The organism is Microbacterium sp. LMX7-1.2 (assembly GCF_040675935.1).
In the GTDB taxonomy this organism is placed as follows: Bacteria; Actinomycetota; Actinomycetes; order Actinomycetales; family Microbacteriaceae; genus Microbacterium.
In genome coordinates this window covers 664,772-683,983 of sequence record NZ_JBEGIL010000001.1, presented here as the reverse complement: position 1 = coordinate 683,983, position 19,212 = coordinate 664,772, and the positions used below count along the sequence as shown (strand labels likewise).

Sequence of the window (19,212 nt, the reverse complement as noted above, 5' to 3'; positions counted from 1 at the left end):
GGGTTCAGCTACCCTGTTGAGATACGGACGGTTGCCCGCATTCTGTGATGCGGGCACGAAGCCCGCCCCACGCCGCTGTGGGAGCACATGACGCTGTCTATTCTGTTACATGAACCAGGCGAAATCAAGGGTTTCTTCGCTTCTCATTCGATTCTCAGGAGACAACGTGCGCTCACCGGCCCTGGCTCTCGCGGCCGCTGCGATCCTCGCCCTCGAGGCGCTGGCGCTGGTCGTCTTCGCTCTCATCGAGATCGTCGGTCTCGGATCAGGGGATGCCGCATCTCTGCCCACCGCGATCGCACTGATCGTGCTCACCCTGCTCGGCGCGGCGGCGCTGGCAGCCTTCGCGATCGGTACCAGGACGGGGCGATCCTGGGCGCGTTCGGGCGGCATCGTCTTCCAGGTGCTCGCCATCGCGTTGGCCCTGGCGTCGCTGACGATCCAGCCCGTGTCGTGGGTGTTCACCCTCGCCGTCGGACTGCCGGGGCTGCTGTGCTTCGTGCTGCTGATCGCCACGACGCGCGCGGAGAACGCGAGCCCCTCAGAGTAGGAGGAGCGCTCGGCGAAGGCGGAGCGCTCAGAGCAGAGGAGCGCTCAGGCGTCGATGCCGAGCAGCTTGCGCAGCCGGGCGACGTGCCCCGTGGCCTTCACGTTGTACTGCGCGAGAGCGATCGTGCCGTCCTCGTCGATCACGAAGGTCGAACGCAGAACTCCTTCGACGACCTTGCCGTAGTTCATCTTCTCGCCCCACGCGCCATAGGCGAGGTGCGCGGAGTGGTCGGGGTCGCTCAACAGCGTGAACGTGAGCCCGTCGCGCTCGCGGAACTCGCGCAGCTTCGCCGGCTCGTCACGCGAGACCCCGATCACGCGGTACCCGGCGCCCTGCAGCGAGGAGATGCTGTCGCGGAAGTCGCAGGCCTGCGTCGTGCATCCGGGAGTCATGGCCGCGGGGTAGAAGTACAGCACGACCTTCTCGCCACGGAGGTCCGCAAGCCGGACGGTCTCGCCGTCCTGGTCGAGCAGGGAGAAGTCGGGGGCAGCGGTTCCGGGTTCCAGGCGCACAGTCACGGGTCCAGCCTATCGGCCGGGCGTCTGCTCCGCCTTGTCGGCGAACGTCTGCAGCAGGCGCTGCAGCGAATCCAGACGTGCGAGCCCCGTCTCGCCGAGTTCACCGCGCTCCGCGGCCTCGATCAGTGCGCAGTCCGGAGCATCGGCGAGATGAGTGCAGCCGCGCGGGCAGTTCTCGGCGATCGCAGCGAGTTCCGTGAAAGCGGCGAGGATGTTCGCCGGGTCGACGTGTCCGAGGCCGAACGAGCGGACACCGGGGGTGTCGATGACCCAGCCCGATCCGTCAGCGCCCTCGTACCGCAAGGAGACCGTCGAGGACGAGGTGTGACGCCCTCGCCCCGTGACCTGGTTCACATGGCCGGTGGCGCGCAGCGCGGTGGGCACGAGTGCGTTCACGAGCGTCGACTTGCCCACGCCCGAATGGCCGACGAACACGGTCGAGTGGCCGACGAGCGCCGCGCCGATCTCATCGACCGGCATCTCCGCGCGCGCGCTGGTGAACACACGGAGGTCGAGGCCGTCGAAATGCGAGAGGAACGAGGTGGGGTCTGCGAGGTCCGTCTTGGTGACGACGAGAAGAGGCCGGATGCCGGCATCCAGAGCAGCCACGAGGTAGCGGTCGACGAGCCGTGCGCGCGGCTCCGGATCGGCCGCGGCGACCACGACGAGCATCTGATCGGCGTTCGCGACGATCACCCGTTCGACCTGATCGGTGTCGTCCGCACTGCGCCGAAGGAGCGAGGTGCGCTCGACGATCCCGACGATGCGTCCCAGTGTGCCCTCTTCGCCGGACGTGTCGCCGACGACGCGTGCCTGGTCACCCGTGACGATCGGGGTCCGGCGCAGCTCGCGCGCCCTGGCCGCCGTGATGGTGCGCTCCTCGGGGCCGTTCTCGTCGAGCATGACGGAGTACCGCCCGCGGTCGACGCCGAGCACCCGGCCGATCTGGGCGTCATCGTGCGCCGGACGCCGCTTGGTGCGCGGCCGGTTGGCCTTCGGGTTCGGGCGGGTGCGGATGCTGCTCTCGTCGTACTCCTCGTAGTCGTCCTCGAGGTCGTCGGCGTCGTCGAGCCAGCTCACGCGGACGCGCCTCGCAGCATCCGCTCCCACAGCATCGTGAACTCGGGGAGGGTCTTCGCGGTCGTGCCGATGTCGTCGATCTCGACACCGGGGACACGCAGTCCGATCAGCGCGCCGGTCGTCGCCATGCGGTGGTCGTGGTAGGCCTTCCATGGGCCGCCGTGCAGCGGACGAGGGATGATGCGCAGGCCGTCGGGCAGTTCCTCGGCCTCGCCTCCGAGGGCGCGGAGGTTCGCGATGAGCGCCGCGATGCGGTCCGTCTCATGCATGCGGATGTGACCGATGCCGCGGATCGTGGTCGGCCCGGACGCGAAGGCGGCGAGCCCCACCAGCGTCGGAGTGAGCTCACTGGCCGCAGACAGGTCCATGTCGAGACCGCGGATCTCGGAGCCGGCCTTGACGGTCATGGTGCCGCTGTGGCGACCGACGTGCGCTCCCAGAGCCTGGAGGATCTCCGGCAGCAGCGCGCCGGGCTGCGTCGAGTGCACGGGCCAGCCGGTGACGGAGACGGAGCCTCCCGTGACGAGGGCTGCGCCGAGGAAGGGCGCGGCATTCGAGAGATCGGGTTCGATCGCGATCTCCTTGGCGCGCGGCACTCCGGCTTCGACGAGCCACTCGCCGTGCGCGGGGCGTTCGATGCGGATGCCGCGCCGGCTGAGCGCTTCGATCGTCATGTCGATGTGCGGGAGGCTCGGCAGGTGCTCTCCGGTGTGCACGAGGTGGAGTCCGACGTCGAAGCGCGGCGCAGCGAGCAGCAGACCCGACACGAACTGGCTGGAGGCCGAGGCGTCGATCTCCACACGCCCGCCCATGATGCGGCCGTGACCGCGGATCGTGAACGGAAGCGCCCAGGTGCCCTCGTCGTCGATGTCCACTCCGAGGTCGCGGAGCGCCGTGATGAGCCCGCCCATCGGTCGGTGCAGCGCCGACTCGTGGGCGGTGAGGTGCACGTCGTTCGCCGCGAGTCCCGCGAGCGGCGCGATGAAGCGCATCACGGTGCCGGCCTGGCCGCAGTCGACGGTCGAGCCGCCGACGAGCTTGGCGGGAGTGACGACGAGGTCCGGACCGAACTCGCCCGATCCCTCGACCTCTTCGATCCCGATGCCCAGCGCGCGGAGCGCGTCGACCATCCGTCGGGAGTCGTCGGAGTGCAGAGGCGCCACGAGACGACCGGGGCCGTCCGCGATCGCTGCGATGATGAGCTCGCGATTCGTGAGCGACTTCGAGCCTGGAATCGTCACGGTGGCGTGCACGGCGTCGGAGGCGGTCGGGGCCGTGTAGGCGCCGCGGACCGGGGCGGGGGAATACCTGTCAGCGCTCATCGGTTCCCACTTTAGTGAAGACGAGTCGCCGCCCGACCGAACGGCGCGATCTCGAGACCGGAAGAGAGAGCATGCTCGCCACGCTGGAACGCGAATCCGTGAACCTCAGCGGCCTAGACTGGCCGGTGATGGATGACACCGCACCCGCAAGCACGGTCAGCGACCCTCGACGGGAGTTCGAGGAGCAGGCTCTTCCGTTCATGGATCAGCTGTACGCCGCCGCCATGCGCATGACACGCAACCCGGCAGATGCCGCCGACCTCGTGCAGGAGACGTTCGTGAAGGCGTACGGCTCCTGGTCGACGTTCTCGCAGGGCACGAACCTCAAAGCGTGGCTGTACCGCATCCTCACGAACACGTACATCAACATCTACCGCAAGAAGCAGCGTGAGCCGTTCCAGGGCACGATCGACGAGCTCGAGGACTGGCAGCTCGGCGGCGCGGAGTCGACCACGGCCTCGCACAGCCGCTCGGCCGAGGCCGAGGCGATCGACCACATGCCGGCATCCGTCGTGAAGGACGCGCTGCAGGCTGTCCCGGAGGACTTCCGGCTGGCGGTGTACCTCGCTGACGTCGAGGGCTTCGCCTACCAGGAGATCGCCGACATCATGAAGACGCCCATCGGCACCGTGATGAGCCGCCTGCATCGAGGCAGGCGGATGCTGCGGGAGCTGCTGGCCGACTATGCCGCGGAGCGGGGAATCTCCGCGGCCGACACGAGGAGCAGGAAATGAGCGATTGCGGCTGCGACAAGGCCCGCCAGGACCTTGAGGAGTATCTCCGCAACGAGGTCTGCAAGACCGAGCACTCCGAGATCCGCGAGCACCTCGAGAACTGCCCGTCGTGCCGGGACGAGGCGCTGGTCGCGAAGACCCTGACCGAGGTCGTGGCGCGTGCGTGCAAGGAGACGGCTCCCGAGGAGCTCCGCGATCAGGTCTTCGCGCGCCTGCGCGAGGTTCAGGCCGCACAGCACTAGACCGCAGCGCCACCCGTCCGACGACGTCGCCGCCCACCCGTAGGGTGGTGGCATGACGCTCATCGACGCACGCGACATCCCCGCCGACTCCGCTTCTGCCGATCGCCTCTCCGCAGACGATCTCGACTACCGGGTGATCGACACATCGGACGCCGCGGAGTCCGAGGCGTTCCAGCGCGCCGTCTCGCGAGGCTTCCTCGGACCGGAGCAGAGCACGGAGTCGCTCGCGTTCGGCACCGCGACCTTCGAGTCCCGTCGGAACATCGGCGTGTTCGATCGAGGCGCACCCGATGGCAGACCCGTCGCGACGGTCGACTCCTGGGTCACGCCCCTCAGCCTGCCCGGCGGGGGAGAGCTTCCGATGTGGGCCATCAGCGGGGTCACGGTCTCCGCGACGCATCGTCGTCGCGGCATCGCGCGCGCCCTGCTCGAAGGCGAGCTGCGCGCCGCGCTCGCCGCCGGCGTCCCGGTGGCCGGGCTCACGGTCTCAGAGGCGACGATCTACGGGCGTTACGGATTCGGATCGGCGATCCCCGTCGCGCGGGTCGCCGTCGACACACGCCGTGCGGGCTGGGCGACTCCGGCCGCGCCCGGCCGACTGGAGTACATCGATCGCGACACGCTCGCGACCGAGCTCGGCGCTGTGCACGAGCGCGCACGCGGGTCCAGGTCGGGGCAGATCCCCGGATGGACGGCGCGCTGGCAGCAGATGTCCGGGCTCGCGCCCGCCGACACGGACCGCGAGAGCGTCCGCGGTGTGCGCTACCGGGACGCTTCGGGAGAGGTGCGCGGTGCGATGGCGTACACGCTGGCCGAAGGCTCGGGAGAGGCCGCGTGGCGCCACACCATGAAGGTGCGCCTGCTCGTCGCTGACACGGCGGAGGCGACGGGCGCACTGTGGCGGTTCGCGCTGCAGCACGACCTCGTCGATCGCGTCGAGGCAGACCTGCGTCCGCTCGACGATTCTCTGCCCTGGCTCGTGCTCGATCAGCGTGGTGTGACGCAGACCGTGCATGATCACGGGTGGCTGCGCATCCTCGACGCGACCGCCGCGCTGACCGCGCGGCGCTACATGTCGCCGCTCGACGTCGTGCTGCGCGTGACCGACCCCCTCGGTTTCGCCGCCGGCGACTGGCGTCTCCGGGTCGACGCCGCCGGAGCCGCCGCGGTGGAATCCGTCGAGGCGGTCACACCGGATGTCGACCTCGACGTGTCCGCGCTGTCATCGATCTATGCGGGCGGTGTGCGCGCGGCATCCCTCGCCGGTGCCGGGCGCATCGCAGCGACTCCGGATACGGTCGCGGCACTCGACCGCGCGTTCGTGAGCCTGCCGGCGCCCGTGCTCGACATCTGGTACTGATCGGGCGGCACCGTCGCATCCCCGGCACCGCACGACGAAGGGCCCCGATCAGGAGATCGGGGCCCTTCGTCATGTCGCGCGGATTCAGCCGAGCGTGACCGCTTCGCGGATCAGTGCCGCCTGCTCGGCGGCGTGCACCTTGGACGATCCCGTCGCAGGAGACGCCGAGGCGGCGCGTGCGATCGGACGGAACCTGCGGTCGCCGGGGACGTCCGCGAAGGCGAGCGCGAGGAACGGCCATGCGCCCTGGTTCTCCGGCTCCTCCTGCACCCACACGAGCTCCGCGTTCGGGTAGGTGTCGGTGATGGCCTTCAGGGCATCGATCGGCGTCGGGTACAGCTGCTCGAGCCGCACGAGCGCGATCTCCGGGTTCGGGTTCTTCTCGAGCTCGGACCGCAGATCCCAGTGGACCTTGCCCGAGTGCACGAGCACCCGCTTGACGGCATTGCGGTCCAGTTCGCGGGTGTCGTCGATCACAGGCTCGAAACGGCCCTGCGTGAACGCCTCGACCGGGCTGGTCGCGCCGCGCAGACGCAGCATGGCCTTCGGGGTGAAGACGATGAGCGGCTTGCGCGGACGTGCGTAGGCCTGGCGGCGCAGCAGGTGGAAGTACGACGCCGGGGTCGAGGGACGCGCGACGATCATGTTGTCCTGTGCGCACATCTGCAGGAAGCGCTCGATCCGCGACGAGGAGTGGTCGGGTCCCTGGCCCTCGTAGCCGTGGGGGAGGAGGAGCGTGACGCTGGACTGCTGCCCCCACTTCTGCTCGGCCGCGGAGATGTACTCGTCGATCACCGACTGGGCACCGTTGACGAAGTCGCCGAACTGCGCCTCCCAGAGCACGAGAGCCTCAGGAGCCTCGACGGAGTATCCGTACTCGAAGCCGAGCGCCGCGTACTCGCTGAGCAGCGAGTCGTAGACGAAGAAGCGTCCCTGAGAGTCGGAGAGGTTCGACAGCGGCAGCCACTCTTGGCCGTTCGCGCGGTCGTGCAGGGTCGCGTGCCGCTGCACGAAGGTGCCGCGTCGCGAGTCCTGACCGGCGAGGCGCACGGGCGTGCCCTCGACGAGGAGCGAGCCGAAGGCCAGCAGCTCGCCGAAGCCCCAGTCGATGTTGCCGTTGCGGCTCATGTCGAGGCGCTTCTCGAGCTGCTGCTGCAGCTTCGGGTGCACCGTGAAGCCCTCGGGCTTGTTGACGAAGGCGTCGCCGATGAGCTGGATCACCTCTGTCGAAACGCCGGTGACCTCGGGGGCTCCGACCTGCTCCTCGACCGGCGCCTGCTCGGAGACGACCGGGGTGGCCCCCGTCTCTGCGGCGTGCGTCTCGGCGAACGCGATCTCCAGACGGTTCTGGAAGTCGGCCTTGGCCTCGTCGTACTCCTCCTCGGTGATGTCACCGCGACCCACGAGCGACTCGGTGTACAGCTTGCGCACCGAGCGCTTCGCCTGGATCAGGTCGGTCATGAGGGGCTGCGTCATCGAGGGGTCGTCTCCCTCGTTGTGTCCGCGGCGGCGGTAGCAGACCAGATCGATCACGATGTCGCGGTGGAATCGCTCGCGGTACTCGAACGCGAGCTGCGCGACGTGGATCACGGCCTCGGGGTCGTCGCCGTTCACGTGCAGCACCGGCGCCTGGATCGTCTTGGCGACGTCGGTGGCGTACACCGAGGTGCGCGAGTCGTTCGGCAGGGTCGTGAAGCCGACCTGGTTGTTGACGACCACGTGGATCGTGCCGCCGGTGCGGTAGCCGCGCAGCTGCGACATCTGCAGGGTCTCGACCACCACGCCCTGGCCTGCGAACGCGGCGTCGCCGTGCACGAGGATGGGCAGCCAGGTGAAGGTGCCGATCGGCTTGCGGTCCTGCTTGGCGCGGACGATGCCCTCGAGCACGCCGTCGACGGTCTCGAGGTGCGAGGGGTTCGCAGCGAGGTAGACGGGGAGTTCCGACTCGTCGTCGGCGATGAACGTGCCCTGCGTGCCGAGGTGGTACTTGACGTCACCGGAGCCGCGCTGGTTTCCCGGCGTCTGGGTGCCCTCGAACTCCTGGAACACCTGGCCGTAGGTCTTGCCCGCGATGTTCGTGAGCACGTTTAGGCGTCCGCGGTGCGCCATGCCGATGGCCGCTCCCTCGAGCCCGGCGGTCGCCGCGCCCTGCAGGATCTCGTCGAGCAGAGGGACGAGCGACTCGCCGCCCTCGAGGGAGAACCGCTTCTGGCCGACGAACTTCGTCTGCAGGAAGGTCTCGAACGCCTCGGCCTCGTTGAGCTTGCGCAGCACGCGCAGCTGCTCGTCGTGGCCCGGCTTCTGGTACTTGACCTCCACCTTCTCCTGGAACCAGCGGCGCTGCTCCGGGTCCTGGATGTGCATGTACTCGATGCCGAGGGTGCGGCAGTACGAGTCGCGCAGGACGCCGAGGATGTCGCGGAGCTTCGCGATGCGCCGACCGCCGAAGCCGCCGGTGACGAACTCCCGGTCGAGGTCCCAGAAGGTGAGGCCGTGGCTCTCGATCTCGAGGTCGGGGTGCGAGCGCTGCTGGTACTCCAGCGGGTCGATGTCGGCCATGAGGTGGCCGCGCACGCGGTAGGAGTTGATCAGCTCCTGCACGCGGGACTGCTTGTCGACGCGCTCGGCGAGGTCGACCGCGATGTCGGGATTCCAGCGGATCGGCGCGTAGGGGATGCGGAGCGCGGCGAAGATGTCGTCGTAGAACCCGCGCTGGCCGATCAGGAGCTCGTGGACCTTCTTGAGGAACTCGCCGGACCCGGCGCCCTGGATGACGCGGTGGTCGTAGGTGCTGGTGAGCGTGATCGTCTTGCCGATCGCGAGCTCGTTGAGCGTCTTCGCGCTCGCCCCCTGGAACTCGGCGGGGTACTCGAGGGCACCGGCGCCGATGATGCAGCCCTGGCCCTTCATGAGTCGCGGCACGGAGTGGACGGTGCCGATTCCGCCCGGGTTGGTGAGCGAGACCGTGGTGCCCTGGAAGTCGGCGGCGGTGAGCTTGTTGTTGCGGGCGCGGGTGACGAGGTCCTCGTAGGCGACGAGGTACTCGGAGAACGTCATGGTGTCGGCGCGCTTGATGCTCGGTACCATGAGCGCGCGTGTGCCGTCGGGCTTCGGCAGGTCGATCGCGATGCCGAGGTTGACGTGCGCGGGGGCGACCACGGAGGGCTTGCCGTCGATCTCTGCGTAGAAGACGTTCTGGCTGCGGAACTCGTCGAGCGTGCGGATCAGCGCCCAGCCGATCAGGTGCGTGAAGCTGATCTTGCCGCCGCGTGTGCGCGACATGTGGTTGTTGATGACGATGCGGTTGTCGATCATCAGCTTCGCGGGGACCGTGCGGACACTGGTCGCGGTCGGGACGGTGAGCGACTCGTCCATGTTCGCCGCGAGGGTCTTGGGCAGCCCGCGAAGAGGCGTGACCTTGTCCTCCTCAGCGGCCTCCTCCGTCTCCTTGGCCTCCGGCTTGGGAGCCTGGGCGGGGATGGGTGCCGTCGCGGCGGGCTTCGCCGTGGTGCGGGCGACAGGCTGCGAGCCGATCACGGGGATCGGGGCGGTCACCGGGTGCGCGGCGGAGGCATCCGCGGGCTGCGATGCCGGTGCGGCGGGCGCCGCCGGGGTCACTGCGCCGGCTCCTGCCTCGGAGTGGTACTTCTCGAGGATCGGCCACCACTCCTTGTCGACGGAGTCGCGGTTCACCTTGAACTGCTCGTAGAGCTCTTCCACGAGCCAGGAATTGGCTCCGAACCCCCCGTCGCCGCTGACGCCGGTCACCTGGTTCGACACGCTCGATCGCCCTCTTTCATCGCTGAATTCCACGTGTGCACGTCAGGACGTCAGGATGCGTCCGGGCCCGCACACTCTCGACCATCAAGCCTAACGTGTTTCGACGTGCAATCGTCCAGGCGCGACACCCTCGTCGCGTGATCTGAGTACCGTGGAGTCATGGAGTTCATCGGCGCATCACCCACTGTCGATCTGACGTACTCGGACGTTTTCCTCGTGCCTCGCCGCTCGGCCGTCACGAGTCGGCTCCAGGTCGACCTCTCCCCGCAGGACGGGACCCCGGCAACGCTGCCGCTGGTGGCCTCGAACATGAACTCGGTGACCGGTCCACGTCTGGCCGCCGTGCTCGCACGGCGCGGCGGACTGGGCGTGCTGCCGCAGGACATGCCGCTGCAGGATCTGGATGCCGCGATCCGCGACGTCAAGGCGCAGCCCGTGCTCTGGGACACTCCGATCGTCCTGCCGCCCGAGGCCTCTGTCGCCGACGCGATGCGTCTGCTCCCGGCGGCTCCCGGTCACGGCATCGTGGTGGCGACCGGCTCCGCGCCGTTCGACGTCGAGCGCATCCTCGGTGTTCTCCCCGCCACGCGCCTCGCGACGGCGCTGCCCGACGCGCAGCTGGGTGACCTCGTGCACGCCGGCACCCCCGCACTCGACGCGGACGACATCGGCTCGGAGCGTCATGCGTTCGACGTCATCACCGACGCGGGCGTCGAGACGGTCACGATCGTCCGCCACGGGCACCTCGTCGGCACGCTCAGCGCACGGAGCGCGCTGCGGTCGACTCTGTACCGGCCGGCGCTCGACGCGGACGGGCGCCTCGCGGTCGCGGCAGCGGTCGGCATCAACGGCGACGTCGCGGCCAAGGCGAAGGCACTCGCGGCCGCGGGCGTCGACGTGCTCGTGGTCGACACCGCGCACGGCCACCAGGAGGGGATGCTGGATGCGCTGCGCACCGTGTCCGGCCTCGGCCTCGGCATCCCTCTTGTGGCGGGCAACATCGTCACGGCCGACGGCGTGCGCGACCTCGTCGACGCGGGTGCGTCGATCCTCAAGGTGGGCGTCGGCCCGGGGGCGATGTGCACGACCCGCATGATGACCGCCGTCGGGCGCCCGCAGTTCTCCGCCGTGCTCGAGACCGCGCAGGCCGCGCGGGAGCTGGGCGCGCACGTGTGGGCGGACGGGGGAGTGCGCTATCCGCGCGACGTCGCGCTCGCGCTCGCCGCGGGAGCGGCATCCGTCATGATCGGCTCCTGGTTCGCCGGCACGATCGAGGCGCCCGGCGAGCTGCAGTCCGACGCGGACGGCCGCCTCTTCAAGGAGTCCTGGGGCATGGCGTCCACCAAGGCGGTGCAGGCGCGGTTCGGACGGCTCGACGCGTACGAGCGGGCACGCAAGGAGCTGTTCGCCGAGGGGATCTCCTCATCGAAGATCTACCTCGACCCGCTGCGTCCCGGTGTGGAGGACCTGCTCGACATGATCACCTCGGGCGTGCGCTCGTCGTTCACCTACGCAGGAGCGGCGTCCGTGGCGGAGTTCCACGAGCGCGCGCTCGTGGGCCTGCAGTCGGCCGCCGGCTACGAGGAGGGCAAGGCGCTCCCGGTGAGCTGGTGACGGCCCCGCGCACGGCGTGATCCCGTATTATTTTCTCACTATGGACGACCCTCCCAGTTGCAGTACATCGCCCCACCGCCCGCCTCTCCGCTGTGAGGGGTCACTCTGATGGATTTCATCCTGTTGGGCGTGGGGCTGCTGCTCACGGTCGGCACCGGTCTGTTCGTCGCGAGCGAATTCGCTCTGGTCAATCTCGACCGTGCTGAGGTCGAGGCCCGCCAGGCCCGCGGGGAGTCCCGCCTCTCCCTCACGATCAGTGCACTCCGGCACACGTCGACGCACCTGTCGTCGGCTCAGCTCGGGATCACGCTGACCACTCTTCTGACCGGTTACACGATGGAGCCGGCGCTCTCGAATCTGCTGCGTCCGACGCTCGTCGCGTGGCGTTTTCCCGAGGCGGTGATCGCTCCGCTCGCCACCGTGGTCGCGATGCTCCTCGCGACGGCGCTGTCGATGATCCTGGGAGAGCTGGTGCCCAAGAACTTCGCGCTCGCGCTGCCGCTCGCGACCGCCAAGCTCGTCGTCCCGTTCCAGGTCGCCTTCACGACCGTGTTCAAGCCTGCCGTGGTCGTGCTCAACGGCTCGGCCAACGGCGTGCTGCGCAGCATGGGCGTCGAGCCGAAGGAGGAGCTGTCGGGTGCCCGCACCGCCGAAGAGCTGTCGTCCCTCGTGCGGCGTTCGGCGATGGCCGGCGTGCTCGAGGCCGACACGGCCACGCTCCTCGACCGCACGCTCACGTTCTCTCGACTGTCTGCAGCCGACGTCATGACGGCGCGGCCGAGCATGCACGCGATCGCCGCGAGCGACTCGGCCGACGACGTGCTGCAGCTCGCGCGTCGCACGGGGCACAGCCGCTTCCCGGTGTACGGCGACGACCTCGACGACATCACGGGCGTCGTGCACCTCAAGGCCGCGATCTCGGTGCCGCGCGACCGTCGGGCCGAGGTGCCGGCCGGGGCGCTCGCGACCGAGCCGCTTCGTGTGCCCGAGACCGCGCATGTCGACGGCATGATCGCCGAGCTTCGCGCCCGCGGCTACCAGCTGGCGGTGGTCGTGGACGAGTACGGCGGCACCGCAGGGCTCGTGACGCTCGAGGACCTCGTCGAGGAGATCGTCGGCGAGGTGTCGGACGAGCACGACCGCACCCGGGCCGGTGTCGTCACAGGACGTGACGGCATCACCTTCCCGGGCGAACTGCGCCCCGACGAGCTGCGTCGACGAGCGGGTGTCGACGTGCCCGAGGGCGACGTGTACGACACGGTCGGAGGCTTCGTCATGAGCGTGCTCGAGCGCGTGCCGAGCGTCGGCGACGAGGTGCCCCTCGACACGGGCACCCTGCGGGTCGTGCGGATGGACGGAAGGCGGGTCGACCGCATCCGCTACGTCCCGAACCCCGAGCTCGCGGACGGCGAGGTGACCCGATGAACGATTGGGCGGGACTCGCCTGGCTCGTGGTGCTGCTGGTCGCGAACGCGTTCTTCGTCGGCGCCGAGTTCGCCGTGATCTCGGCGCGGCGCTCGCAGATCGAGCCTCGCGCGGAGCAGGGCTCCCGCGCGGCCAAGACCGCGCTGTACGCCATGGAGCACGCGACGCTCATGCTCGCGACCTCGCAGCTCGGCATCACGATCTGCTCGCTGCTGATCCTCAACGTGTCGGAGCCGGCGATCCACCACCTGCTGGCGGCGCCGTTGCACGCGATCGGATGGTCGGATGCCGTGGTCGACACCGTGTCGTTCACGATCGCACTGCTGGTCGTCTCGTTCCTGCACGTGGTGTTCGGCGAGATGGTGCCCAAGAACCTCGCGTTCTCGGTCCCGGACCGCGCCGTGCTGCTCCTCGCACCGCCGCTCGTGTGGGTGTCGAAGGCTTTCATGCCGGTGATCTGGGTGCTCAACGCGGCTGCGAACGGCGTGCTGCGCCTGTTCCGCGTCGAGCCGAAGAACGAGGCCGCGTCGACGTTCACCCTGGGAGAGGTCGCGACGATCGTGGACCAGTCCCGCAGGGAAGGCGTGCTCATGGATGCCGCGGGCGCCGTGGCCGCTGCCGTGGAGTTCACGGACAAGAAGGCGCGCGACGTCGCCGTTCCGCTCAGCGACCTCGTCACCCTGCCGCAGACGGCGACGCCGGACGACATCGAGAAGGCCGTCGCCCGCTACGGGTTCTCGCGCTATGTGATCGTCGACAGCGAGGGCGTGCCGGTCGGCTATGTGCACCTCAAGGACATCCTGCGCGCCTCGGACGGCCCCGACGCCGAAGCGCGGCTCTTCGAGCCGCTGCCGGCCAAGCGCATCCACCACATGGTGCCGGTGCAGGAGCAGACCGATCTCGAGGACGCTCTGGCCGTCATGCGCCGCGCAGGTAGGCACCTAGCCAAGGTGCGCGACGCGGAGGGCCGCACGACCGCCGTGCTGTTCCTGGAGGACATCCTCGAGGAGCTCGTCGGCGAGGTGCAGGACGCCACCCGGCGCGTGCGCGGGCACTGACACGGATACGACGAGGCCCTCCGGATCGCTGATCCGGAGGGCCTCGTCACGTGCTCGGCACGGTCAACGCCAGCGTGCGCGGTCGTACTGGGGCGGCCAGGCGACGTCCGCACCCAGCTCGTGCGCCGCGCGCAGGGCGAAGTGCGGGTCGCGCAGCCATTCGCGACCGGCGAAGATCGCGTCCGCCGCGCCATCGGCGATCACCTGTTCGGCCTGCTCGGCGGCCGTGATCAGACCGACCGCCGTGACGGGGATGCGACCGCCCTGGCGCACGGTCTCGGCGAGCGGGACCTGGTAGCCCGGGAACACGCTGATCTGCTGGTGCGCGACGAGTCCGCCGCTGGAGACGTCGATGAGATCGGCGCCGTGCGTCGTCGCCCATTCGCCGACGATCGCGGCCTCGTCCGGAGTGAACCCTCCGTCTGCGTGGTCGGTGGCGGAGATGCGCACGAACAGGGGAACGTCGTCCCCGGCCGCCGCACGGACGGCGTCCACGACGCGGAGCAGCAGCCGGGCGCGGTTCTCGAGCGAACCGCCGTACTCGTCGTGCCGGAGGTTCGACAGCGGCGACAGGAACTGATGCAGCAGGTACCCGTGCGCGCCGTGGATCTCGAGAACGTCGAAGCCCGCATCGACCGCTCGTCGGGCCGCGGTGGCGAAGCCCTCGACCACAGCGTCGATGCCGGCTGCGTCGAGTGCGACCGGCGTCTCGAATCCCTCGAAGGCCACGGCCGAGGGTGCGGTCGTCCGCCATCCGCCGTCCGCTGCGGGGACGGTGCCGCGCTGTTCGGCCCAGGGCCACCATGTCGAGGCCTTGCGCCCGGCGTGCGCGAGCTGGATGCCGGCGGCGGCCCCGCGCGCGTGGAGGGCGGCGACGATCGGGGTCCACGCGTCGCGCTGCTCGTCGTTCCACAGCCCGGCGTCGTGCGGGGAGATCCGCCCCTCCGGCACGACGGCCGTCGCCTCCGCGACCACGAGCCCGGCGCCTCCCGAGGCGAACTGCGCCAGGTGCGTGTGGTGCCATTCCTGCACCACGCCGTCCACGGCGCTGTACATGCACATCGGGGAGACCCAGAGGCGGTTGCGGACGGTGACGGACCGGATGGTCAGCGGGGAGAAGAGGATGCTCACACTCCCACGCTACGGTGCGCACGGCGCGTGGGGGTCGTCGGCGTCGGGTGGAGGCTAACGTGGACGCATGCCCTCGGATGCGCTCGACTGGTCCCGCGCCGACACCGCGCGGTTCGTGCGGGTGCCCGATGCGGACGACGACAAGTACTCGCGCGGGGTCGTGGGCCTTCGCACCGGCTCGGACGGGTATCCGGGTGCCGCTGTGCTCGGTGTCGAGGCGGCGTGGCGCAGCGGCGCCGGTTTCGTGCGCTACGTGGGTCCGGGGCGTGCCGCCGACGCGGTGCTCGCGCGCCGTCCGGAGACGGTCGTCGCCGCACATGCCGAGGGGGCTCGCGTCGGCGCATGGGTGATCGGGTCGGGCACGGATGCCGCGCATCGGAGCCCCGACGACGAGGCGGAGCTGCGCAGCATCCTCGCCGGCGACGCAGTCGTCGTGGTCGATGCCGGCGCTCTGGACCTGGCGGCCGACGCGTCCCCGGACGCCACCGCGCCATTGGTCCTCACGCCGCACGCGCGCGAGTTCGCTCGTCTGCGCACGCGGCTCGACCTCCCCGACGATTCCGATCGGGAGCGATCGGCCGCCGAGGTCGCCGCGCTGCTCGGCGCCGTCGTGCTCCTCAAGGGGGCGTCGACGGTCATCGCCGACCCCGACGGCGCCGTGATCCGTGTCGAGGCAGGCACGGGCTGGCTGGCCACAGCGGGGACCGGAGACGTGCTCGGTGGCGTGCTGGGCGCCGTGCTGGCCGCGAACCCCGATGCGAGCACGAGTGAGGCGGTGGCCGCCGGCGCGTGGCTGCACGGCGCGGCCGCGCGGATCGCGGCGGGTGCGGACGATGGTGCGCCGGGGCATCCGATCGTCGCGCTCGACGTCGCGGAGTCGCTGCCGCAGGCCGTCGCCGGACTCCTCCGGTGAGCGCACGCCGCCACGGGCTGCGCCTGCTGCTGCTCTGGGTCGCCTTCGCCGCGGTGCACGCGCTCATCGCGGTGATGGGCTGGATCTATCCGAGCCAGCCGATGGGCGATGTCGTGCTCGTCTACGAGCCCTGGTCGACGGCGGCGCTCACGGGCGGTCCGATCGTCGGGGTCACGGAGACCTGGGTGTATCCGCAGCTCGCGCTGCTGCCGATGCTCGCGACCAAGATCCTCTCCGCACCGTTCGTGGCGGCTTTCGGTGTCTCCGCCGCGTACCTGGTCGCGTGGGCGGTGCTCGTGACCGCGCTCGACGCGGTCGCCTTCGCCGTCCTCCTCGGTCGGCGGCCGGCCGCACCCCGACGCATCGCGGCCTGGTTCTGGGTCGCGGCGCTCCTGCTGCTCGGCCCCATCGGGATGTATCGGATCGACGCGATCACTGTGCCGGTCGCGATCATCGGCGGCCTCTGGCTCTCGCGGCGCCCCGCCGTCGCTGCGGCGCTGCTGGCGATCGGAGCCTGGATCAAGATCTGGCCCGGTGCGCTGCTGGTCGCGGCGCTCGTCGCCGCGCGGGCCCGGATGCGGATGCTCCTGACCGCGGTCGCCGTCACGGCGGTGATCGTCGCGGTCCTGTTCCTGCTCGGCGCCGATGCCGAGATCTTCGGCTTCCTGACGGAGCAGACCGGTCGGGGCCTGCAGATCGAGGCGGTCGCCGCGACGCCGTTCCTGTGGCTCGCGACGGCGGGCGCTGCGCGCATCGAGTACAGCTTCGACATCCTCACCTTCCAGATCGCTGCACCAGGGGCGGATGCCGTCGCCGCCGTGCTCACGCCGCTCATGGCGGTCATCGCGCTCGTGCTGACCGCGCTGGGTGCGTGGAAGGCGATGCGTGGAGCATCCGTCCCCCGTCTGTTCCCGCCCCTCGCGCTGTCGCTCGTCGTGACGCTCATCGTGCTGAACAAGGTCGGCTCGCCACAGTTCCAGAGCTGGCTGATCGTGCCGGCACTGCTGTGGCTCGTGATGGACCGCGCGAGGGCCACCGCGCCCGCGATCCTCGTGCTGGCGCTGTGCGCCCTCACCTGCCTCGTCTACCCTCTGAACTACGACGCCCTGCTGCGCGCCGAGGCGCTGCCGATCGTCATCCTCACCGTGCGCAACGCAGTGCTGGTCGTGCTCCTCGCCGTCGGCCTCCGCGCGCTGCTCCGCGTCCCCGCCACCGACACGTCCACGAACAGGGAGTGACCCCATGCTGATCGCCTTCTCCGTCGCGCCGAGCGGCGCCCCCGCCGACGGCTCCGACCGCGACGACGCCTCCGTGCACGACGCCGTCGCCGCCGCCGTCCGCGTCGTCCGTGAGTCCGGGCTGCCGCACCGCACGACGAGCATGTTCACCGAGATCGAGGGGCCGGACTGGGACACGGTCATGGACGTCGTGAAGCGCGCCACCGAGGCGGTCATGCCGTTCGGGTCGCGGGTCTCGCTCGTGCTCAAGGCCGACATCCGCCCCGGCTACTCCGGAGAGCTCGACGCCAAGATCGAGCGGCTCGAGGCGGCGATCGACGAGTCCGGAGACCGCTAAGCTGAACCGGTGAATCCCTCGACTGAATCGAGGGGTGCGGCGAAGTGGGCGCTCCTCTCTCTCGCCATCGGCAGCTTCGGCATCGGCATGACCGAGTTCGTCGTCATGGGCCTGCTCCCGAACATCGCGGCCGAGCTGCTCCCGACGCTCTGGGCCTCCAGCTCTGAGGATGCGCTGAGCCAGGCCGGCTGGCTGATCTCGCTGTACGCGCTCGGCGTCGTCGTCGGCGCGCCGACCATCGCGGGCTTCGTCGCGCGCTTCCCGCGTCACCGCGTCATCATCTGCCTCGCCATCGCCCTCACGGTCTTCAACGCGCTCACGGTCGTGCTGCCGACGTTCGAGCTCGTCGGCGTCTCGCGGTTCCTCGCGGGGCTCCCGCACGGCGCCTACTTCGGCATCGGAGCTCTGATCGCCGCCGACGTCATGGGCCCGGGCAACCGCGCCAAGGGCGTCGCCTTCATCCTCACCGGTCTCACGGTCGCGAACGTCGTGGGCGTCCCGCTCGGCACGTTCCTCGGGCAGCTGTGGGGCTGGCGAGCGGCGTTCGCCGTCGTCGCGCTCGTGTTCACGATCGCGACCGTGTGCATCGTGTTCTTCGTCCCGGAGCACCCCGGCTCTCCCGGCCGCACCATGCGCCAGGAGCTCGGAGTCTTCCGCATCCCTCAGGTGTGGTTCACGCTGGGGGTCGGCGCGATCGGCTTCGGCGGGTTCTTCGCCGTGTACAGCTACATCGCGCCCCTCGTGACCGAGATCGCCGGGTCCCCGGAGTGGGTCGTGCCGATCGTCCTCGTGCTCATGGGCATCGGCATGACGGCGGGCAACCTCGTGGGCGGGCACCTGGCCGACCTCGACCTGCGACGCACTCTGCTGTTCGGGCTCGCGACGATGGCCGTGGTGTTCGCGCTGCTCGCGGTGCTGTCGTTCTGGATCGTCTCGCTCGCGCTGATGGTGCTGGTGGTGGGCTTCGTCTCCTCGGTGCTGAGCCCGACGATCCAGACGCGTCTGATGGACGTCGCGGGCGACAACCAGTCGATCGCCGCCGCCATGAACCACTCGGCCCTCAACATCGGCAACAGCCTCGGTGCTTTCCTCGGCGGTGCCGTGATCGCGGCTGGCTGGGGATTCACGGCGCCGTCGTGGACCGGTGCGGCGCTCGCCGTCGCCGGCCTGATCATCGCGCTGCTGTCGTACCGCGTCGAGGCGCGACGCCCCGCGCTCATCCGCTGATCGCGCAGCGCTCGTCCTCCCTCCGCCGCAGGGCGAACCGTAGAGTGAGGGGATGAGCGACGCCGCCGACCTCGACCTTCCCGTCGCCGGGACGGTCGTGCTGCTGAGACCGAGCGCCGGTGGCGTCGAGGTGCTTCTCCTGCGTCGACCGGGGCGCGGTTCCTTCGCCGGCGCGTGGGTCTTCCCCGGGGGCAAGGTCGAGGACTCTGATCGCCGTCCCGGCGCACCGGAGGAGGAGGACGCGGGACGCGCCGGCGTCCGGGAGACCTTCGAGGAGGTGGGTCTCGCAGTTCACGATCCCGTGATGCTGTCGCGGTGGCAGCCTCCTGTCGAGGCTCCTGTGCGCATCCGCACGTGGTTCTTCCTCGCCGCGGCGCCGGACGGCGAGCTCACGCCCTCGGAGGGCGAGGTCGTCGATACCGCGTGGGTGACGCCCGCTCAGGCTCTTGAGCGGCACGCCGCGGGGGAGTGGGTGCTGTTCCCGCCCACCTGGATGACCCTCCACGAGCTGCGGGATGCGGTTTCGGTGGAGTCGGCGTTGGCGTCAGCGGGCATCGCCCGGATGTTCACGACTCAGGTGCACGAGACCGATCACGGCACGGCGTTCGTGTGGGACGACCTCCGGCTCGAGACGGGTTCGCTGCCGTGGCGGCTCGTCATCATCGGCGACGACGACTGAGTCA

At 70.0% G+C, this 19,212-nt stretch carries 17 protein-coding genes; 12 read left to right on the top strand and 5 right to left on the bottom strand.

Features of this window, described 5'->3' with window-relative positions:
- Nucleotides 1-166: 166 nt before the first annotated feature.
- On the top strand, nucleotides 167-550 hold the full coding sequence (locus MRBLMX7_RS03520) for a hypothetical protein (RefSeq protein WP_363366226.1): 384 nt from the start codon (nucleotides 167-169) through the stop codon (nucleotides 548-550).
- Nucleotides 551-594: 44 nt separating this feature from the next.
- Here MRBLMX7_RS03520 and bcp read toward each other — a convergent pair whose 3' ends face one another.
- Genes bcp through aroA form a run of 3 tightly spaced genes read right to left on the bottom strand, consistent with a single transcriptional unit; the run spans nucleotide 595 to nucleotide 3,470 of the window.
- A complete protein-coding gene (gene bcp / locus MRBLMX7_RS03515; RefSeq protein ID WP_363366225.1) occupies nucleotides 595-1,068 on the bottom strand; it encodes a thioredoxin-dependent thiol peroxidase in 474 nt (157 codons plus the stop codon).
- A gap of 9 nt (nucleotides 1,069-1,077) precedes the next feature.
- Nucleotides 1,078-2,148, bottom strand: a complete 1,071-nt coding sequence (gene rsgA / locus MRBLMX7_RS03510) for a ribosome small subunit-dependent GTPase A (RefSeq protein ID WP_363366224.1) — start codon at nucleotides 2,146-2,148, stop codon at nucleotides 1,078-1,080.
- Entirely contained in the window at nucleotides 2,145-3,470 is a 1,326-nt protein-coding gene (gene aroA / locus MRBLMX7_RS03505) for a 3-phosphoshikimate 1-carboxyvinyltransferase (RefSeq protein ID WP_363366223.1), read from the bottom strand. Before aroA ends, rsgA begins: the two co-directional genes overlap by 4 nt.
- Nucleotides 3,471-3,541: 71 nt before the next feature.
- On the opposite strand from aroA, the gene MRBLMX7_RS03500 reads away from it, so the two are divergent.
- The 3 genes from MRBLMX7_RS03500 to MRBLMX7_RS03490 are packed head-to-tail and all read left to right on the top strand — an operon-like array spanning nucleotide 3,542 to nucleotide 5,806.
- Nucleotides 3,542-4,204 (top strand): sigma-70 family RNA polymerase sigma factor, encoded by a 663-nt coding sequence (locus tag MRBLMX7_RS03500; RefSeq protein ID WP_414685083.1) that lies wholly within the window; start codon nucleotides 3,542-3,544, stop codon nucleotides 4,202-4,204.
- Complete coding sequence (locus tag MRBLMX7_RS03495) at nucleotides 4,201-4,446, top strand: zf-HC2 domain-containing protein (protein ID WP_050721337.1); 246 nt, start codon at nucleotides 4,201-4,203, stop codon at nucleotides 4,444-4,446. The genes MRBLMX7_RS03500 and MRBLMX7_RS03495 overlap by 4 nt, the downstream gene beginning before the upstream one ends.
- 52 nt (nucleotides 4,447-4,498) lie before the next feature.
- Complete coding sequence (locus MRBLMX7_RS03490) at nucleotides 4,499-5,806, top strand: GNAT family N-acetyltransferase (RefSeq protein ID WP_363366222.1); 1,308 nt, start codon at nucleotides 4,499-4,501, stop codon at nucleotides 5,804-5,806.
- Between the two features lie 84 nt (nucleotides 5,807-5,890).
- On the opposite strand, the gene MRBLMX7_RS03485 is transcribed toward MRBLMX7_RS03490, so the two are convergent.
- The gene (locus tag MRBLMX7_RS03485) at nucleotides 5,891-9,586 is read right to left on the bottom strand and encodes a multifunctional oxoglutarate decarboxylase/oxoglutarate dehydrogenase thiamine pyrophosphate-binding subunit/dihydrolipoyllysine-residue succinyltransferase subunit (protein ID WP_363366221.1); all 3,696 of its coding nucleotides are present in this window, start codon (nucleotides 9,584-9,586) and stop codon (nucleotides 5,891-5,893) included.
- 159 nt (nucleotides 9,587-9,745) lie between these two features.
- Between MRBLMX7_RS03485 and MRBLMX7_RS03480 the strand changes: the two genes are divergently transcribed.
- The 3 genes from MRBLMX7_RS03480 (at nucleotide 9,746) to MRBLMX7_RS03470 (ending at nucleotide 13,683) form a co-directional block, all read left to right on the top strand.
- Nucleotides 9,746-11,200 (top strand): GuaB1 family IMP dehydrogenase-related protein, encoded by a 1,455-nt coding sequence (locus MRBLMX7_RS03480; RefSeq protein WP_363366220.1) that lies wholly within the window; start codon nucleotides 9,746-9,748, stop codon nucleotides 11,198-11,200.
- Nucleotides 11,201-11,308: 108 nt separating this feature from the next.
- Entirely contained in the window at nucleotides 11,309-12,625 is a 1,317-nt protein-coding gene (locus MRBLMX7_RS03475) for a hemolysin family protein (protein ID WP_363366219.1), read from the top strand.
- The gene (locus MRBLMX7_RS03470) at nucleotides 12,622-13,683 is read left to right on the top strand and encodes a hemolysin family protein (RefSeq protein ID WP_363366218.1); all 1,062 of its coding nucleotides are present in this window, start codon (nucleotides 12,622-12,624) and stop codon (nucleotides 13,681-13,683) included. Before MRBLMX7_RS03475 ends, MRBLMX7_RS03470 begins: the two co-directional genes overlap by 4 nt.
- A 63-nt stretch (nucleotides 13,684-13,746) precedes the next feature.
- On the opposite strand, the gene MRBLMX7_RS03465 is transcribed toward MRBLMX7_RS03470, so the two are convergent.
- A complete protein-coding gene (locus MRBLMX7_RS03465) occupies nucleotides 13,747-14,814 on the bottom strand; it encodes an NADH:flavin oxidoreductase/NADH oxidase (protein ID WP_363366217.1) in 1,068 nt (355 codons plus the stop codon).
- A 67-nt stretch (nucleotides 14,815-14,881) separates the two neighbouring features.
- Between MRBLMX7_RS03465 and MRBLMX7_RS03460 the strand changes: the two genes are divergently transcribed.
- From MRBLMX7_RS03460 to MRBLMX7_RS03440, 5 genes are read left to right on the top strand one after another with little or no spacing between them, the layout of a single operon-like run.
- Nucleotides 14,882-15,727, top strand: coding sequence for an NAD(P)H-hydrate dehydratase (locus tag MRBLMX7_RS03460; protein WP_363366216.1), 846 nt, complete (start codon nucleotides 14,882-14,884; stop codon nucleotides 15,725-15,727).
- Complete coding sequence (locus MRBLMX7_RS03455; RefSeq protein WP_363366215.1) at nucleotides 15,724-16,965, top strand: hypothetical protein; 1,242 nt, start codon at nucleotides 15,724-15,726, stop codon at nucleotides 16,963-16,965. Before MRBLMX7_RS03460 ends, MRBLMX7_RS03455 begins: the two co-directional genes overlap by 4 nt.
- Nucleotides 16,966-16,969: 4 nt before the next feature.
- A complete protein-coding gene (locus MRBLMX7_RS03450) occupies nucleotides 16,970-17,302 on the top strand; it encodes a thiamine-binding protein (protein WP_050721329.1) in 333 nt (110 codons plus the stop codon).
- Nucleotides 17,303-17,311: 9 nt separating this feature from the next.
- Nucleotides 17,312-18,529, top strand: a complete 1,218-nt coding sequence (locus tag MRBLMX7_RS03445; RefSeq protein ID WP_363366214.1) for an MFS transporter — start codon at nucleotides 17,312-17,314, stop codon at nucleotides 18,527-18,529.
- A 52-nt stretch (nucleotides 18,530-18,581) separates the two neighbouring features.
- Nucleotides 18,582-19,208, top strand: coding sequence for an NUDIX hydrolase (locus MRBLMX7_RS03440; RefSeq protein WP_363366213.1), 627 nt, complete (start codon nucleotides 18,582-18,584; stop codon nucleotides 19,206-19,208).
- Nucleotides 19,209-19,212 lie beyond the last annotated feature (4 nt).

Coding starts and splice junctions, on each gene's coding strand:
- aroA (WP_363366223.1), bottom strand. CDS start 3,470: ATGAGCGCTGACAGGTATTCCCCCGCCCCGGTCCGCGGCGCCTACACG.
- MRBLMX7_RS03500 (WP_414685083.1), top strand. CDS start 3,542: ATGCTCGCCACGCTGGAACGCGAATCCGTGAACCTCAGCGGCCTAGAC.
- MRBLMX7_RS03495 (WP_050721337.1), top strand. CDS start 4,201: ATGAGCGATTGCGGCTGCGACAAGGCCCGCCAGGACCTTGAGGAGTAT.
- MRBLMX7_RS03490 (WP_363366222.1), top strand. CDS start 4,499: ATGACGCTCATCGACGCACGCGACATCCCCGCCGACTCCGCTTCTGCC.
- MRBLMX7_RS03480 (WP_363366220.1), top strand. CDS start 9,746: ATGGAGTTCATCGGCGCATCACCCACTGTCGATCTGACGTACTCGGAC.
- MRBLMX7_RS03475 (WP_363366219.1), top strand. CDS start 11,309: ATGGATTTCATCCTGTTGGGCGTGGGGCTGCTGCTCACGGTCGGCACC.
- MRBLMX7_RS03470 (WP_363366218.1), top strand. CDS start 12,622: ATGAACGATTGGGCGGGACTCGCCTGGCTCGTGGTGCTGCTGGTCGCG.
- MRBLMX7_RS03460 (WP_363366216.1), top strand. CDS start 14,882: ATGCCCTCGGATGCGCTCGACTGGTCCCGCGCCGACACCGCGCGGTTC.
- MRBLMX7_RS03450 (WP_050721329.1), top strand. CDS start 16,970: ATGCTGATCGCCTTCTCCGTCGCGCCGAGCGGCGCCCCCGCCGACGGC.
- MRBLMX7_RS03440 (WP_363366213.1), top strand. CDS start 18,582: ATGAGCGACGCCGCCGACCTCGACCTTCCCGTCGCCGGGACGGTCGTG.